At 55.0% G+C, this 16,132-nt stretch carries 16 protein-coding genes, 1 tRNA gene and 2 pseudogenes; 13 read left to right on the forward strand and 6 right to left on the reverse strand.

Annotation, left to right across the window (positions count from 1 at the left end; all coding sequences use genetic code 11):
* Nucleotides 1–26: 26 nt before the first annotated feature.
* The 3 genes and pseudogenes from O6944_10580 (at nt 27) to O6944_10590 (ending at nt 2,486) form a co-directional block, all read left to right on the forward strand.
* Entirely contained in the window at nt 27–839 is an 813-nt protein-coding gene (locus tag O6944_10580) for a hypothetical protein (protein ID MCZ6719583.1), read from the forward strand.
* Nucleotides 826–2,193, forward strand: coding sequence for an NTP transferase domain-containing protein (locus O6944_10585; protein ID MCZ6719584.1), 1,368 nt, complete (start codon nt 826–828; stop codon nt 2,191–2,193). Before O6944_10580 ends, O6944_10585 begins: the two co-directional genes overlap by 14 nt.
* A 98-nt stretch (nt 2,194–2,291) precedes the next feature.
* Nucleotides 2,292–2,486, forward strand: a pseudogene (locus O6944_10590) (type II toxin-antitoxin system HicA family toxin).
* Nucleotides 2,487–2,563: 77 nt separating this feature from the next.
* Here the strand turns inward: O6944_10590 and O6944_10595 are convergent.
* Entirely contained in the window at nt 2,564–2,734 is a 171-nt protein-coding gene (locus O6944_10595) for a hypothetical protein (GenBank protein ID MCZ6719585.1), read from the reverse strand.
* 268 nt (nt 2,735–3,002) lie between these two features.
* Between O6944_10595 and O6944_10600 the strand changes: the two genes are divergently transcribed.
* On the forward strand, nt 3,003–3,617 hold the full coding sequence (locus O6944_10600; protein MCZ6719586.1) for an ATP-dependent Clp protease proteolytic subunit: 615 nt from the start codon (nt 3,003–3,005) through the stop codon (nt 3,615–3,617).
* Nucleotides 3,618–3,660: 43 nt separating this feature from the next.
* Here O6944_10600 and O6944_10605 read toward each other — a convergent pair whose 3' ends face one another.
* From O6944_10605 to ispB, 4 genes are all read right to left on the reverse strand, one after another.
* Nucleotides 3,661–4,068 (reverse strand): DUF4062 domain-containing protein, encoded by a 408-nt coding sequence (locus tag O6944_10605; GenBank protein ID MCZ6719587.1) that lies wholly within the window; start codon nt 4,066–4,068, stop codon nt 3,661–3,663.
* Nucleotides 4,019–4,240, reverse strand: a complete 222-nt coding sequence (locus O6944_10610) for a hypothetical protein (protein MCZ6719588.1) — start codon at nt 4,238–4,240, stop codon at nt 4,019–4,021. The genes O6944_10605 and O6944_10610 overlap by 50 nt, the downstream gene beginning before the upstream one ends.
* 140 nt (nt 4,241–4,380) lie before the next feature.
* A tRNA-Pro gene (locus tag O6944_10615) sits at nt 4,381–4,457 on the reverse strand.
* A 10-nt stretch (nt 4,458–4,467) separates the two neighbouring features.
* The gene (ispB, locus tag O6944_10620; protein ID MCZ6719589.1) at nt 4,468–5,430 is read right to left on the reverse strand and encodes an octaprenyl diphosphate synthase; all 963 of its coding nucleotides are present in this window, start codon (nt 5,428–5,430) and stop codon (nt 4,468–4,470) included.
* A 241-nt stretch (nt 5,431–5,671) separates the two neighbouring features.
* On the opposite strand from ispB, the gene rplU reads away from it, so the two are divergent.
* From rplU to proB, 4 genes and pseudogenes are all read left to right on the forward strand, one after another.
* Nucleotides 5,672–6,013 carry a 50S ribosomal protein L21 gene (rplU, locus tag O6944_10625; protein MCZ6719590.1) on the forward strand — a complete coding sequence of 114 codons (342 nt, stop codon included), beginning with the start codon at nt 5,672–5,674 and terminating at the stop codon, nt 6,011–6,013.
* An 18-nt stretch (nt 6,014–6,031) separates the two neighbouring features.
* Nucleotides 6,032–6,289, forward strand: a complete 258-nt coding sequence (gene rpmA, locus O6944_10630; GenBank protein ID MCZ6719591.1) for a 50S ribosomal protein L27 — start codon at nt 6,032–6,034, stop codon at nt 6,287–6,289.
* Between the two features lie 123 nt (nt 6,290–6,412).
* Nucleotides 6,413–7,462 (forward strand): GTPase ObgE, encoded by a 1,050-nt coding sequence (obgE, locus tag O6944_10635; GenBank protein ID MCZ6719592.1) that lies wholly within the window; start codon nt 6,413–6,415, stop codon nt 7,460–7,462.
* Nucleotides 7,455–8,575, forward strand: a pseudogene (gene proB / locus O6944_10640) (glutamate 5-kinase). Before obgE ends, proB begins: the two are co-directional and overlap by 8 nt.
* Before the next feature lie 45 nt (nt 8,576–8,620).
* On the opposite strand, the gene rpsT reads toward proB, so the two are convergent.
* On the reverse strand, nt 8,621–8,881 hold the full coding sequence (gene rpsT / locus O6944_10645) for a 30S ribosomal protein S20 (GenBank protein ID MCZ6719593.1): 261 nt from the start codon (nt 8,879–8,881) through the stop codon (nt 8,621–8,623).
* Nucleotides 8,882–9,057: 176 nt separating this feature from the next.
* Between rpsT and murJ the strand changes: the two genes are divergently transcribed.
* The 5 genes from murJ (at nt 9,058) to ispH (ending at nt 16,057) form a co-directional block, all read left to right on the forward strand.
* On the forward strand, nt 9,058–10,605 hold the full coding sequence (gene murJ, locus O6944_10650; GenBank protein ID MCZ6719594.1) for a murein biosynthesis integral membrane protein MurJ: 1,548 nt from the start codon (nt 9,058–9,060) through the stop codon (nt 10,603–10,605).
* Between the two features lie 31 nt (nt 10,606–10,636).
* Nucleotides 10,637–11,596 (forward strand): bifunctional riboflavin kinase/FAD synthetase, encoded by a 960-nt coding sequence (gene ribF / locus O6944_10655; GenBank protein MCZ6719595.1) that lies wholly within the window; start codon nt 10,637–10,639, stop codon nt 11,594–11,596.
* A gap of 51 nt (nt 11,597–11,647) precedes the next feature.
* Nucleotides 11,648–14,476 (forward strand): isoleucine--tRNA ligase, encoded by a 2,829-nt coding sequence (ileS, locus tag O6944_10660; protein MCZ6719596.1) that lies wholly within the window; start codon nt 11,648–11,650, stop codon nt 14,474–14,476.
* 12 nt (nt 14,477–14,488) lie between these two features.
* Nucleotides 14,489–14,980: a signal peptidase II gene (lspA, locus tag O6944_10665; protein ID MCZ6719597.1), complete on the forward strand. Its 492-nt coding sequence runs from the start codon at nt 14,489–14,491 to the stop codon at nt 14,978–14,980.
* 132 nt (nt 14,981–15,112) lie between these two features.
* Nucleotides 15,113–16,057 (forward strand): 4-hydroxy-3-methylbut-2-enyl diphosphate reductase, encoded by a 945-nt coding sequence (gene ispH, locus O6944_10670; protein MCZ6719598.1) that lies wholly within the window; start codon nt 15,113–15,115, stop codon nt 16,055–16,057.
* Nucleotides 16,058–16,132 lie beyond the last annotated feature (75 nt).

Genomic DNA, 16,132 nt, shown 5'->3' on the forward strand with positions numbered 1-16,132 from the left:
GACCATGCGATCAAGCTATCTGAACCATGGACCACGCTTGGACAGAACAGCTGATCGAGCTCCACCGCCTGGTACGTTTGGCGGTCATCACTCGCAGTCGGGAGGGAACCTGTGGAACGAACGCCAAAGGGGATGTGGTCAAGGTTTTCGATCTGGTCGCAAATGATGCTGCGCTGAAATACCTGCAAACATCAGCAGTATCGCTTCTTGTTGAATCTGAAGAGTCCGAGCCACAAACAGTTGGTACCGGCACACCTGCTCACCGTCTGATCCTGGATCCTGTCGATGGTTCTGACAACTGGTCACGGCGATTGCCGTTATCTGCATTGTCCTGCGCGGTGTTGCCTATTGATGCACCATTAAAGCCTGAGTCCGTTATCGCATCGATTGTTGGTCCGCTCGATCAGGAAGTCCCACTGGTCGCGCAACAAAGATCTGGCGCATGGTCTGACATGATCCGGCTTCAGACCTCAGACGTGCATTGTCTTACGGATGCCGTGATCTCAATTGAACTCAACCACTATGCACCTGCCATGAATCTGGCACGCATGATGGCTGATGCCAGAGGTATACGCTGCTACGGTAGCGCAGCCTGTGCAATTACCTTCGTTGCCTCGGGAATAACGGATGCCCATATCGATATACGCAGCAGACTGACCCCGGAAAGCTATCTTGCCGCAGCATGTTTGCTGCTGGAAGCTGGGGGATGCATCACCGGTCTCGATGGTGCGTCGTTACCAGCCGCATCTGGCTTGACTGATGGCATCAGTTTAATCGCTGCGGCGAACCAGGCACTGTGTGACGAAATTGTAGAACGCTTGGGCAATGATGGAGGTTGACAGTCAAATGGAGGCACCCCAGGTTGCAGTCATTCTTGCCGCCGGCTCAGGATCACGGCTGTACCCGACTGCAAACACACCGAAACCCTTGATAAAAGTGTTGGGCCTGTCACTTGCCGAGCGCGTCATCAGCACCTTGTGTCAAGCAGTCAACATTCGGCATTTTATTGTCGTCCTTGGCTTTGAAGCCGAGCTAGTCAAGGAACATTTTATTGATATTGCTCGTCGTCGTGGTGTGACGATTGAATTTTGTATGGCAGAGAACTGGCTGCGTGGTAATGGTTCTAGTGCACTTGCAGCCAAGGGACATACTGGCGCTGCCCCGTTCTTTCTGGTCATGAGTGATCACCTGTTTGATCCAGCTATCCCGCAGGCGCTAGCCCAAAATCCACCTGCCCCAGGCACAATCTGCCTGGCAGTGGATCATGACAAGACTGGCATATTCGATCTCGATGACGTGACACGGGTACGGATCACGAACAATCGCATCAAAGCGATCTACAAACACCTTGAGCAATGGGATGCCGGTGATACGGGGGTTTTTCTTTGTACGCTTGGTCTGTTTGACGGGCTTGAGGCGGCCGTCTCAAGGGGCAGGTATGGACTCTCCGATGCCCTGCATGAATTAGCGCAAGAGGGCCGGGCAGGTACTGTCGATGTGACCGGACAATCATGGCTCGATGTTGACACACCGGAAGCCTTTCATGAGGCAGAGCACCGACTATTGCAGGAGTTGGGTGGTAAGCCCAGCGATGGTCCGGTTGCACGCCATCTCAACCGACCGCTTTCCCGCTGGATAACAGGATACCTGGTCCGCACCCCTGTGACACCAAACCTGATTTCTTTCGCTTCCTGGTTGTTGTCATGCTTTGCCGCGATCTTGTTTATGATCGGTGGCTATCCGGCATTGGCACTCGGCGGGCTCGTCGCACAATTTGCCTCGATCATTGATGGTTCTGATGGCGAAGTTGCGCGGCTAAAACATTCGGAGAGTAAAGCGGGTGCCTGGTTTGACGCGGTCCTCGATCGCTATGCCGACGCTTTCTTGTTGTTCGGTCTGACATGGCACGAGTTTTCTGCGAACAACACGCACCTATCCCTGGTGATTGGTTTTGCTGCGATCATCGGTTCCTATATGATCAGTTATACTGCGGATAAATATGATGGGTTAATGGCCAGGAGACTTCGGGGCGCTGTTTATTTCAGATTGGGCCGCGACATCAGGGTATTCATAATCTTCCTTGGGGCGCTCTTCAACCAGCCACTGTTCACTTTGATTGTCATCGCACTGATCATGAATATTGAAGTTGTCCGCCGCGTCACCGTCTGTATGCTAGAGAAACTGCCTGAATAAACTCCGATAATCATCAAATAAGGCAAAAACTAAAAGCCTTATCGGAGCTACCCATAATGCTGGCCTGTCAACAATAACTCAAACTTCGGAGTACGTGATTGTCTACCAATTCGAAAGATCTGAAGAAAAGACTTCTATCAAAAAACTGTTTCATCAGGCGCGAAGGGGAGGCGATCATGAAATCTGGTATAGCCCTATTCTTAGGGATACATTTTATTGTCGAGGATGAAATCAAATCTAGCCATACGGCAGAGGCTGTCCTAAAATTTGCTGGCTTAGATAAGGCGTTTTAGTTAGTAATGTCCAAGCGATTAAACAAGGTTCTCTAAGAAGGAAGGGGATGTGACGACCGCAAAGAGAGTGTGTCCAATCAATCTCGCACGGTCCGTGTGATGACGAGACCACAACGTTGACACTGTATCTTCTCGATATTGCCAGTAGTGCCAAAAGCAAAGGTGATGTCAATCACACGAAAATCGTGAATCCCTAGCCGGCAATAAAGCTGGCCAAGGAGATTCAGCAATTTGCCCTTACCCATCATTTAACACTTACTTCGCTTCTGGCCCTCTCCCGTCACTGTCAACTCACCACGTGAGCTGCCTGATTATGTTGCTCCCCCTAAGGGCTGAATGCCATAGGTAAATTAAATTTTAGTACCATTGTCAGGGTGATTGACTTTTAACAAGTGCCCTGCGCAACATTCAATCTTGACTATGTAGAAGCAAGACACGTAATAGAAAGATGTCACACCAGGAAGAAAATTGAGGGATCTGTTGACTGAGTTACCCAACAAAGAAAGCTGCAGCGCCATCCGGGCACTTGACCTGATTCCGATGGTCATAGAGGTTTCTGCCCGGGGGGAACGCACCTATGATATTTACTCTCGCCTGTTGAAGGAAAGAGTCATATTCCTGGTGGGTCCGCTTTTGGACGAGGTCGCCAATCTGGTAGTTGCACAGTTGCTTTACCTTGAATCTGAAAATCCTGACAAAGACATTCATTTTTATCTTAATTCTGCTGTCGGCTCGGTAAGTGCAGGAATGGCGGTCTATGACACCATGCAGTTCATCAGTCCAGACATCAGTACCCTGTGCATCGGTGAAGTTGCTGGCATGGGATCATTACTACTTGCGGGAGGTGCACCGGGGAAACGATATTGTCAGCCACATTCGCGGATCGTGCTGCATCAACCCCTTGGAGATATCGAGGGACAAGCCACGGACATGGCAATTCATGCAAAAGAGATCTTGAGGAACCGAAAGCAGTTAGACAAAATTCTAGCCAAACATACAGGACAAACAACGAAGCGGATCCATGCCGACACAGAGCGGGATCATTTCATGGATGGGCAAGAGGCTGTGGCGTATGGACTAATTGATGAGGTGCTTATGCAACGTATAGTTAAGGAGATAGAGAACCGATAGTCTTTTTCTGTCCCCTAATCGCAACATTTATAAAAATGCCGGATTACGACTCAATGCGACCCCTCATTGCGGTGTTACCTCGAACCCAACCGGTAGCGGCATGCGTTCTAATCGTTTTGTTAAGGCTTGATGCGACTAAACCAGCTAATTCCGAAGCAGATGTCCAGATCCTGACAAGTCCATTTTCGCTGACTTTTTCGCGGAACCGGTTGAGTTTAGCCCTCGCATCGGGTTCAAGCTCGGATTTACCGGTTGGTATTTCCTTGGGTTTGCCATGACAGAACGCGAGGACAGGGATGCCTTTCTCTATCGCGTAATCGTATTCTTTTTCTGTATACCTGATTCCTTCTGCTGAGAGTGAGCCAAATCTGCCGCTGATGATGAGAATATAGTAGTCGCTGTCATCGATTACCTTCTTGATAAATTGAAATTGCTCCTCTGTAGATCCCACAAGCTGCCTTTCGACACTGCCACTGTGGATGGGTATCCATGAGATGCTGAACGATCAGGATGCGATGCGCATCTGGCTCTGGGGCCTGTGAGTTCCGGAGCGGCGTGCGCAATCGCGTCTCTAGGGCGATCCCACTCTCTTTGGCTCCTGCTAGGCCCAACAGCTCAAACATCCTGATGTTTCCTCTCTCCCCGTCCCCTGAGAAAAAACTGTTTAGAGATCTCACAGTAGGCCTGAGCGGCATTTTTGCACTGACGACGTACTTACGGATTTGCCATGGGAATAGGGCTGGAATGTAACTCTTTGAATTAATGGTCGGGGTGACTGGATTCGAACCAGCGACCCCTGCCTCCCGAAGGCAGTGCTCTACCAGGCTGAGCTACACCCCGACAATGCTCGTCAGTTAGTCCGATCGACGGCGAATTCGGCGAGGGCGTAGAGCGCGTCTTTGTAAGGCGAGGCAGGCACGTTGCTCAAACATTGTACGGCGCTATCCGCCTCGTTTCTCGCCAGGCCGGCAGTGTAAGCGATGGCACCTGTCGACTCAATGGCATCGGTTACCTCATGGATGCGATTGAGTCCGCCATTGACGATTGCCTTCCGAATCGTCGCGGCCTGTTTTGCGGTGCCATGCAACAGGGTATATAAGAGCGGTAGCGTGGGCTTGCCCTCGGCAAGATCATCACCGATGTTCTTACCCAGCTCCGCAGTTGAAGCGCTGTAGTCCAACACATCGTCAATGAGTTGAAAAGCTGTACCGACATGCATGCCGTAGGCCGCCATTGCTTCTTCATCTTCTATAGAACGTCCGGTAATCACCGCACCCAGCTGACCGGCTGCCGCAAACAGCTTGGCCGTTTTGTTACGAATCACTTCCAGATACCGCGACTCAGTTGTTTCGGGGTCATGACGGTTGAGTAACTGTAAAACTTCCCCTTCAGCGATGGTATTGGTGGCGTCGGACAGGATCTCCATCACGCGCATGTTGTGGATACCCATCATCATTTGAAAGGCGCGCGAGTAAAGAAAATCGCCGACTAGGACGCTGGCTTCATTTCCCCACAGCAGGTTGGCGGTCTCTCTTCCCCGTCGCATCGTCGAGTCATCCACGACATCATCATGTAATAAGGTCGCTGTATGAATAAACTCGATGACTGCTGCAAGATCGATATGGTGGCTCCCGGTATAACCCAGTGCCCGCGCACACAAAAGTAAGAGCGCCGGGCGCAACCGTTTGCCCCCGCTATCCACAATATAGTGGCCCAGTTGATTGATCAGCTCGACTTCAGAGTGCAGTTGTTTCTGGATAAACTGATCAACGCTCTTCATATCATCCGCGATGAGGTGCCGCAATTCATCGATATGGGTACCGGTGTCTATAGGGGCAGTGGGCTTTGCAGTTTGCACGATTCGTAAGCCGGCGGTGCGGGGGCTGGATGAGGAAGAAGTAGTCATTTTGCCAAGACAGAGACAAAATTGCCATGCATTCAAGGTGGTTGTGCCTAGTACGCTTGTATCGAGGTGCCGAATTCCTTAGAATTTGGCCCCTCGCGAGGTTCGTCTTTCGCCATACCATGTACTGAGGAACTGGTGGAGTGCAGGCATGTACGCTGTGATTCAAACTGGTGGCAAACAATACAAGGTCAGCGAAGGGGATACCCTGAAGGTCGAGAAACTCGACATTGAGGAAGGCGCCTCGGTCGACATTGATCGCGTACTGATGCTGGTCGATGGCGAAAAGGTGACTGTGGGCACACCCTATGTGGAGGGAGCCAAGGTGCGTGCTATGGTAAAATCACATGGGCGCGGACCGAAGGTGAAGATCATCAAATTCCAGCGGCGTAAGCATCATCGCAAGCAAATGGGACACCGCCAAGCCTATACTGAACTTGCGATTACCAAAGTCGCCGGCAAAGCAACAAGACGCAAGAAGACATCGGCTTAAGTGAAGAATTGATCAGTAATGGCACATAAAAAAGCAGGCGGAAGTACACGAAACGGGCGTGATTCTCAGTCCAAACGACTTGGCGTGAAACGCTTTGGCGGTCAGATCGTCGTTGCAGGCAACATACTCGTCAGACAGCGAGGCACCAAGTTCCATCCTGGCGTGAACGTAGGCTGTGGCCATGACCACACGCTATATGCCAAGGCGAATGGTAAGGTGCAGTTCAAAACGAAAGGCCCAAAGAACCGAACATATGTCAACGTGATTGCAAATTGACGGCGAGTACGGAACTCTGGCATAGCAAAACCCCGTCTGTGACGGGGTTTTTTGTTTATAGACCCATATTGGCGGCAACAGGCTGGTTATGCCTCAACGGACGACAGTGGTAATGTTCTGATTATGAAGTTTGTCGATGAAGCGATTATTTGGGTTGAAGCCGGGAATGGCGGCGATGGGTGCTTGAGTTTTCGCCGTGAGAAGTTCCTGCCCCGTGGCGGACCGGATGGGGGTGATGGTGGAGACGGGGGCAGCGTGTACCTTGTTGTGGATAAAGGGCTGAATACGCTTGCGGATTTTCGTTGCGCGCGAAGATTCCACGGGGAAAATGGTCGACGCGGCATGGGGGGTCAATGCACCGGCAGGCGTGGCAAGGATCAGCGGATCAAGGTGCCGCTTGGGACACTGGTGTTCGATGCCGACATGGATGAGTTCATCGGGGATCTCATCTCCCGGGAAGACACGCTGCTCGTGGCAAAAGGCGGCTCCCACGGGCTTGGCAATGCCCATTTCAAAAGCAGTACCAACCGGGCACCACGCAAAACCACCCAGGGGACCGAGGGAGAGAGACGTAATCTCCACCTGGAGCTCCAGGTACTCGCGGATGTTGGGCTCTTGGGCACGCCCAACGCAGGCAAATCGACCTTACTTCGCGCAGTCACTGCCGCCCGTCCTCGGGTCGCTGATTATCCCTTCACGACCCTGTACCCAAACCTTGGCCTGGTCCGAACGGATGATGAGCGCAGTTTTGTGATTGCAGATATTCCGGGATTGATCGAGGGCGCTTCCAAAGGAGCAGGTCTCGGGATCCATTTTCTCAAGCACCTGGCCCGTACCCGACTATTGTTACACGTCGTCGATATCGGCAGTGGAGATGATGCGGCGCGTCCTGTGAATGAAGTGCAGACGCTTGAACAGGAATTGAAGCAATACAGCGAGCAGTTGGTGACCGGAGTGCGATGGCTGGTGCTGAATAAGATAGACCTTCTGGACAGTGACGAGCGAGAACAGCGTGCTCATGTGCTTGTGGAGGAGCTTCGCTGGCGCGGTCCCGTTTTTCGGATCTCCGCGCTGACCGGCGAAGGGTGTGAAGCGCTTATCGATGCTGTCGACGCGTGGTTTCAAGGATATGAAGAACGCCAGGCTGCAGAAGGGGGAGGGGGCAATGGCTGATCGGGGGACACTGCGCCACGCAAATCGTTGGGTGATTAAGATCGGCAGTGCGCTCGTGACCGACAATGGCCGCGGCCTACGTGCGGATTCCTTGAAGAATTGGGTTGCGCAAATGGCGAGCCTCCGTCAGCAAGACAAAGAGGTCGCCTTGGTGTCGTCCGGGTCGATTGCTGAAGGTATCTCCCGTCTCGGTTGGACTCGTCGGCCCCGCGCCATTCACGAGCTACAGGCAGCGGCGGCGATTGGGCAAATGGGCCTTGTCCAGGCTTGGGAATCGTGCTTTCAGCGCTATGGCATGCACACGGCTCAAGTTTTGTTGACACACGATGACCTGTCCGAACGCCAGCGTTATCTAAATGCACGCAGCACGCTCCGCAGCCTTTTGGATCTGGGTGTCATTCCCGTGGTGAATGAGAACGATACGGTGGCAACCAACGAGATCCGATTGGGTGATAACGATACGCTGGCAGGACTCGTGGCGAACCTCATCGAGGCGGACGTGCTCGTGATCTTGACCGATCAGGAGGGTCTCTTTGAGCGTGACCCGCGTAAATATCCTCAGGCCAAGCTCGTCAGGGAAGGGCGTGCCGGGGATCCGAGCCTTGAGACGATGGCAGCCGAGGGGGGTGCCTGGGGCAAGGGGGGATGCGGACCAAGCTTGCGGCGGCAGCGCTCGCCGCCCGCTCGGGTACGTCGACCGTCATCGCATCGGGCCTGAGGTTAGGCGTCCTTGAGGCGTTATCAGCGGGGGAGGCCGTTGGCACCTTCCTTGAGCCCGGCCAGACACCGCTTGCTGCCCGCAAGCAGTGGTTGGCCGGGCATATGAAATTGCGTGGGCGAGTGGTATTGGACGCCGGTGCCGTCGAGGTACTGAACAAGCGAGGCAAGAGCCTGCTGGCGGTGGGCGTCACCGCCGTTGAAGGTGAATTTAAACGTGGGGAAGTCGTTGCTTGTATCGGACCGGACGGGCGCGAGGTCGCTCGGGGGCTGGCAAATTACAACGCCGAGGAGACCCGCCGCATCATGGGGCAGCCGAGCGACCGGATCGAAGCGCTGCTGGGGTATGTGGATCAAGCAGAGTTGATCCACCGGGACAACCTGGTGCTGGTCTAACCATTGGGTATCTGGGCGGCGATGAGAAGACGCGTGATGCGTCGTCTATAGCGCACGAATGTGCGCTGATAAGCGCCGCTTATGTCTCGCCGCCTTGTTTTTGTGTAGCAGACCTGTTCGGGCCATTCGGTCAATGATTGGCATGGCATCCTGATAGGCCTTATTTGCAGCTTTCTTATCCTTAGCCCCGATCGCCTGCACGATCCTTTTTATGTAGGTGCGCACCATGGAACGTCGGCTTGCGTTGTGCCTGCGTCGCTTTTCAGCCTGACGGGCACGTTTTCGTGCTGAGGCAATGTTTGCCAATGCAATGGCTCCGTCTATCTATGAAAGGCGCGTCACTATGCTGATATCAAGGTGATTTGTCAATCCTGGCGGGTGAATATGCTATTCTGAGATGCGTTTGCGCAGCAATTTACAAGCAGAATTCTTGACGACACTACGCATTCGCCGCCTTCCACCGATCCTGAAGGGTCGCCACGCTGACTAAGCAGCTCCTTCAATCGACCGCTACTGTCGGCGGGATGACTTTAATCTCCCGCGTACTGGGATTATTGCGCGATATGGCGATCGCACAATTATTTGGCGCGACTGCCGGGACGGATGCATTTTTTGTCGCGTTCAAGATCCCTAACTTTCTCCGGCGGCTCTTTGCCGAGGGTGCATTTTCCCAGGCGTTTGTCCCGGTGCTAATGGAGTACAAGACGAAGCAGGCATCAGAGGACGTGCGACAACTTGTCGATCGGGTGTCCGGGACACTCGGCATTGTCCTGTTTGGTGTGACTGCGCTGGGCATTGTTGCGGCGCCCGTTCTCGTTGCGGTGTTTGCGCCTGGGTTTATCGGCAGCGAGGATAGATATGACCTCAGCGTCTACATGCTGCGGATCACGTTTCCGTATCTGTTGTTTATCTCGCTTGCTGCCTTCGCGGGTGCGATTCTAAATTCCTACAGACAGTTCGGGGTGCCTGCATTTACGCCGGTCTTGCTGAACATCTCATTAATTCTCTGCGCTATCTTTCTTGCGCCGAGATTGGACAAGCCCATCACAGCCTTGGCCTGGGGTGTCTTTATTGGGGGCGCGGCGCAATTGCTTTTTCAATTGCCCTTTCTGCTACGCATAAAGCTCCTGCCGCGCCCGAAGATTAAACCGCATGATGAGGGCGTGAGACGGATCGTTAAACTTATGCTCCCTGCTCTATTCGGCGTGTCCGTCTCCCAGATCAATCTGATGGTCGACACTCTCATTGCATCGTTTCTAGTAACAGGCAGTGTCACCTGGTTGTATTACTCCGATAGGCTGGTTGAGTTTCCGTTGGGCGCGTTTGGCATCGCCTTGGCGACCGTGATCTTGCCAAGCTTGTCTGAAAAACACGCGCAAGGCTCTGTGGAAACGTTTTCCCATACATTGGACTGGGCCTTGCGGTGGGTCATTGTGCTCGGCGCACCGGCTACGTTGGGGTTGGTGATGCTCGCCGGCCCCATCTTAACGACTTTGTTTCAGTACAAAGAATTCAGTGGCTTTGATGTTGAGATGGCGAGTCGGAGTTTAATAGCCTATGCGTTTGGGTTGCTTGGCTTTATTTTCATCAAAGTACTTGCACCGGGATTCTTCGCGCGACAGAACACCCGAACCCCGGTGCGCATTGGCATTATCGCAATGCTCGTGAATATCGTATTAAACCTTATTTTTGTGGTCCCCCTTGCGCACGCGGGCCTCGCGCTGGCGACCTCACTGGCTGCGTTTCTAAATGCCGGACTCTTGTATCGGGCACTCCGCGCCGAGGGCGTGTATCGACCCGTGCCCGGGTGGGCCTCACTACTGCTGCGCGTCGCCATCGCTTGCGGGGTCATGGGGGCTGTGTTAACTGTGGGTGTGGGGGAGACCGTGACGTGGCTGTCTTGGGGGGTTTCTGCACGGCTTACGCATCTTGCACTGTGGATCGCAGTCGCTGTAGCCGCCTATTTGTTCTCTCTTTGGCTTGTAGGACTTCGCTGGCGCGACATGACAGTAAAGACCCGGCAGGTATAATTACGCCTTTTGTTTTCTACGGTTACACCGCATGGAGCTGATCCGTGGTTTATACAATCTCAGATCGCAACATAAGGGCTGCGTTGCGACCATCGGGAGCTTTGATGGTGTGCATTTGGGCCATCAGGTTGTTTTGAGTGCGTTAAAGGAAAGTGCGGCAAGTAAATCATTGCCTTCGGTGGTCATGACGTTTGAACCTCAGCCCCAGGAATTTTTTTCTCCCGCCGATGCGCCCGCAAGAATAACGCGCTTGCGCGAAAAGTCTGAGGCAATTGCAGAGTATGGAGTAACGTACTTGGTTTGCGTGCGATTTGATCAAGCATTGGCGTGGCTCTCGGCGGAGGAGTTCGTGCAGAAACTGTTAGTGGTTGGTATGGGCGTACGGCATCTGGTGGTAGGTGATGATTTTCGCTTTGGCAAGGGTCGCAAGGGCGATTTTGCGAAACTTAGCGCCATGGGGGAGACGCTGGGATTTGGCGTCAGTGCGAGTTCAACTTGCACCGTCAATGGCGAACGCGTCAGCAGTACCCGCGTGCGCCAGGCGCTGGCAGACGGGGATCTCGAACTCGCCCGGCGGTTGCTTGGTAGGGATTACAGCATCAGCGGGCGGGTCGCCCATGGCGACAAGCGCGGACGCACGCTTGGTTTTGCAACCGCCAATATTGAATTGCATCGCTTGCGCTCACCGGTGCGCGGCGTCTTTGCCGCAAGCGTCTCCGGTATTAGGCAAGACGCGCTTGCCGCCGTCGCGTACATCGGCACGCGTCCCGTGATCGACGGTAAGCGACAGTTGCTGGAAGTGCATATCTTTGACTTCGATCAAGAAATTTACGGGCGCTATTTGCGGGTCGCCTTGCTTAAGCAATTACGTGGAGAGTGGGAATTTAAATCGCTTGCCGCGCTTCAAAAACAGATTGCCGAGGATGCTGAGGAGGCGAAGGCGTTTTTTGCGTCAAAGCGCGACGGCAAAGAGGTTGAAAGCGTCCCGTGATCACAATCACCGCGCTAACTTGCCGCAAGATTTTTTTCTCGAGGTCTTTGCATGGGTGATTACAAAGACACGCTGAACCTGCCTAAGACGGAGTTTCCCATGCGCGCCAATTTGGCCAAGCGCGAACCGGCGTTACTCGCCCGCTGGCAGGCGATGGATCTCTATCAAAAGATCCGCGAGCAAAGAGCCGAGTGTCCGAAATTTGTGCTTCACGACGGACCACCTTATGCCAATGGGGATATCCATATTGGTCACGTGGTCAATAAGGTGCTCAAGGACATTGTGGTTAAAGCGCGCACCCTCATCGGGTTTGATGCTCCCTTTGTCCCCGGCTGGGATTGCCATGGACTGCCCATCGAGCTCATGGTGGAGAAGGAGGTCGGTCAACCCGGTGTCGACGTGGATGCCAAGACCTTTCGACACGCCTGCCGCGCGTTTGCTCAAGAACAGGTCACACGCCAGCGCGCCGATTTTGAACGGCTCGGGGTGCTGGGCGACTGGTCGCGACCTTATCTGACCATGGACTTCGAGATCGAAGCCCATATCGTCCGTTCCCTTGGCAGGATCATGGCGGCAGGCCACGTGCAGCGGGGCGCCAAGCCCGTGCACTGGTGCGCCGCGTGTGGCTCGGCGCTGGCTGAGGCCGAGGTGGACTACGAAGAGCGGCAATCACCGGCCATTGATGTCCGCTTTCGGGTAGTGGAAGACGATGCCGTATTCAAGCGCTGTCTATCGGTATCGCCTTGCGCGGGTGAGGGACCCATCTCGGTGGTGATCTGGACGACCACCCCCTGGACCTTACCGGCCAACCAGGCGGTGGCACTCCATCCAGAGGTCCCCTATGCCATCGTCCAGGGTCAGACACCCCAAGGCGCTGAGCGTCTGGTGGTGGCGGAACCGCTCGTGGAAACATTAATGATGCGTTACGGGGTGGCCAACTATGCCGTTATTGCGAGGTGTCCAGGCAAAGACCTGGAAGGGGTCAAACTCGCCCATCCGTTTTATGCGCGCACGGTGCCGCTGATCTTGGGTGAGCACGTGACGCTGGAGGCGGGCACCGGGGCAGTGCATACCGCGCCGGGCCATGGTCTTGATGATTATGTGGTGGGGGAGCGTTATGGGTTAGTAGTGGATAACCCGGTGGGTGGCGATGGTCGCTTTCTGTCGGACACGGAATTCTTTGCAGGCGAAGAGGTCTTTGCAGCCAATGCGGCGGTCATCAAGGTACTCCGCGATAAGGGCACGTTGGTCTTTGAGGAGACCATCACCCACAGCTATCCGCATTGCTGGCGTCACAAGACCCCGATCATCTTTCGCGCCACGCCCCAGTGGTTTATCAGCATGGATGCCCATGGGTTGCGGGGCCAGGCACTGGCCGAGATTACCCGGATCACTTGGAACCCGGAGTGGGGTCAGCAGCGCATCGAAGGCATGGTGAAGAACCGGCCCGACTGGTGCATCTCACGGCAGCGGGCCTGGGGCACCCCGTTTCCTTTCCTGGTTCACCGGGAGACCGGTGAATTGCACCCCGAGACCCTGAGATTGATTGAAGACGTGGCTGAACGGATCGAAGTCGGCGGCATCGATGCCTGGTTTGATCTGGAACCGGCCGATCTGCTGGGTGAGGAGGCGGAACATTATGAGAAGGTGCCGGATACACTCGATGTCTGGTTTGACTCGGGCGTCACCCATGCCTCTGTGCTGGCACGGGATGACAGGCTCCGCTATCCGGCCGATCTTTATTTAGAAGGATCCGATCAGCATCGCGGTTGGTTCCAGTCTTCGCTCTTGACCTCGGTGGCGATGAATCAGATCGCGCCCTACCGGGCGGTGTTGACCCATGGGTTTACCGTGGATGCTGAGGGCATGAAGATGTCCAAGTCCCGGGGTAATGTTGTGGCGCCGCAAGCGGTGATCGACTCGCTGGGCGCCGATATTCTGCGCCTGTGGGTGGCGGCCACCGATTACCGGGGTGAGATGCGGGTCTCCGATGAGATCTTGAAACGCATGGCGGATGCCTATCGGCGGCTCCGCAACACGGCACGCTTTCTGCTCGCCAATTTCAACGGCTTTGATTTCGCACGCGACCAGGTTGCGCCTGATGACATGATTAAGCTCGACCGGTGGGCTGTTGATCACGCCGCCCGGCTGCAGGAAGAGATCCTAGCGGCGTATGATGCCTGCCAATTCCACCTCATCTACCAGAAGCTACACCGGTTCTGCACGGTGGAGATGGGAAGCTTCTATCTCGATATCATCAAAGACCGCCAGTACACCACCCAACGGGATAGTTTTGCTAGGCGCTCGGCCCAGACAGCGATGTATCACATTGCCGAGGCCCTGGTGCGCTGGTTCGCACCGATCTTGAGTTTCACCGCCGATGAGGTCTGGCAGCACATGCCCGGTCCTCGAGGGGAGTCGGTGTTTCTTGCGCGCACCTATGAAGGGCTCTTCCGCATCGATGTAACGGATGATTATGGCGCGCCATTTTGGGAGCGCGTGATCGCGGTCAGAGATGCGGTCAGTAAAGGACTGGAAAAATTGCGCATCGAGGGGGCCATCGGATCCGCCCTCGATGCAGAAGTCGATCTTTATTGTGATGAAGCACTCTATGTACTGCTTAGGCGCTTGGAAGATGAACTCCGTTTCGTGTTAATCACGTCCTATGGGCGCATTCATAAGGCCAGCGAGCGTCCTGATGATGCCGAGCCCACCGACGTACCCGGCCTTTGCATCAAGGTGGTGCCGTCAACGTTCAAGAAATGTGTCCGTTGCTGGCACCGTCGTGAAGAGGTTGGTCAGCATGCAGACCATCCGGGCCTTTGCGCTCGCTGCGTGGTGAACGTCACCGGTGCAGGCGAGGCGCGGCGCTATGCGTGAGCGTCTATAATCGTGCACCACGCCCTCAAATGGTATTTGGCCTCGGCCGTGCTCGTCATTCTCGATCAATGGACCAAGGCGCTGGCCAGTACCTATTTGCCGTTGGCAGAACCCGTGCCCATCGGGCCGTTGTTCAATCTGACCCTGGTGCACAATACCGGCGCCGCCTTTAGTCTCTTGAATGAGGCCGGCGGATGGCAGCGTTGGTTGTTTATCGTACTCGCCTTGGGCATAAGCGCCTTCATCGGGGTTTGGCTCTGGCGCCTGCCGAGGGAAAAGCGCTGGGTGGCATGTGCACTCGCCTTGATCCTGGGGGGCGCCCTCGGCAACCTGTGGGATCGGATGATGTTGGGCTATGTGGTGGATTTCATCGACATCTACTATCAGGATTGGCATTGGCCCGCATTTAACCTGGCGGATTCCGCCATCACGGTGGGTGCGGCGATGTTGGTGCTCGATGTCATCTGGCTGAAAAATCACAGGCATGCTGATAGGGGGGCGTAGGCTGCGGGGTTGGGTTCGGGTTGACAGGGGATCGTTCGACACGTAGCGTGTTGCAGTCGTCTTGACCTTTTAATTGGGGCCAATGTTAAAATCGCTCAGGCTGGTTGAATTGAGAGAATGAGTAAAGGCGCTATGGAGATCATGCTTGCCAATCCCCGCGGGTTTTGCGCCGGTGTTGACCGCGCCATCGAGATCGTGGAGCGGGCACTGCAACTCTTCGGCGCGCCCGTCTATGTGCGCCATGAGGTGGTCCATAACAAATATGTGGTGGATGGGCTACGTAAGAAAGGTGCGGTGTTTGTGGAGGAGCTCTCCGAGGTGCCGGATGGGTCCATCGTTATCTTCAGCGCCCACGGTGTCTCCGAGGCCGTCCGTGACGATGCCGCCCACCGGGGGCTTCGGGTCTTCGATGCCATCTGCCCGCTGGTCACCAAGGTCCACATGGAGGTCGGCTGCTACCAGGAAGAAGCGCGGGAATGCATCCTCATCGGCCATGCGGGCCACCCGGAGGTGGAAGGCACGCTGGGCCAATACCACCAGGACGACGGGCGAGGTGGCATGTATCTGGTGGAGTCCGTGGACGATGTCGCTGACCTGAAGGTCAAAAATCCGGACTTTCTTGCCTATGTCACCCAGACGACCCTGTCGATGGATGATACCGCTGAGGTCATCGATGCGCTCCGTGAACGTTTTCCGAAGATTGTGGGGCCGAAAAAGGATGATATCTGTTACGCGACTCAGAACCGCCAGGACGCGGTGAAGACGCTGGCAGAACAATGCGATCTGATCCTCGTGGTCGGATCCCCCAACAGTTCCAATTCCACGCGCCTTCAGGAGATCGCCCAAAAGATGCAGGTCCCCGCCTACCTCATCGACAATGCCTCGGAAATCCAACGCGAGTGGCTGGCCGGCAAGCACACCATCGGCATCAGCGCCGGCGCTTCGGCCCCCGAGGTCCTGGTGGAGGAGGTGGTGCGGAGAATTACCGAGTGGGGCGCAGACACCGTCCTGGAGGCGCCGGGCAAGCGGGAGAAGGTGGTCTTTTCCCTGCCGAGAGAGCTCGCCGTCCGTGCCTGAGCGCCGCCCGGCGCTTATCGAAAATTAGGGGGGGTGTTAAATTTTATTCGCCTACCAGCAGGTGGTGCCGCCGCC

This window comes from Gammaproteobacteria bacterium, from assembly GCA_027296625.1.
In the GTDB taxonomy this organism is placed as follows: Bacteria; Pseudomonadota; Gammaproteobacteria; order JAKEHO01; family JAKEHO01; genus JAKEHO01.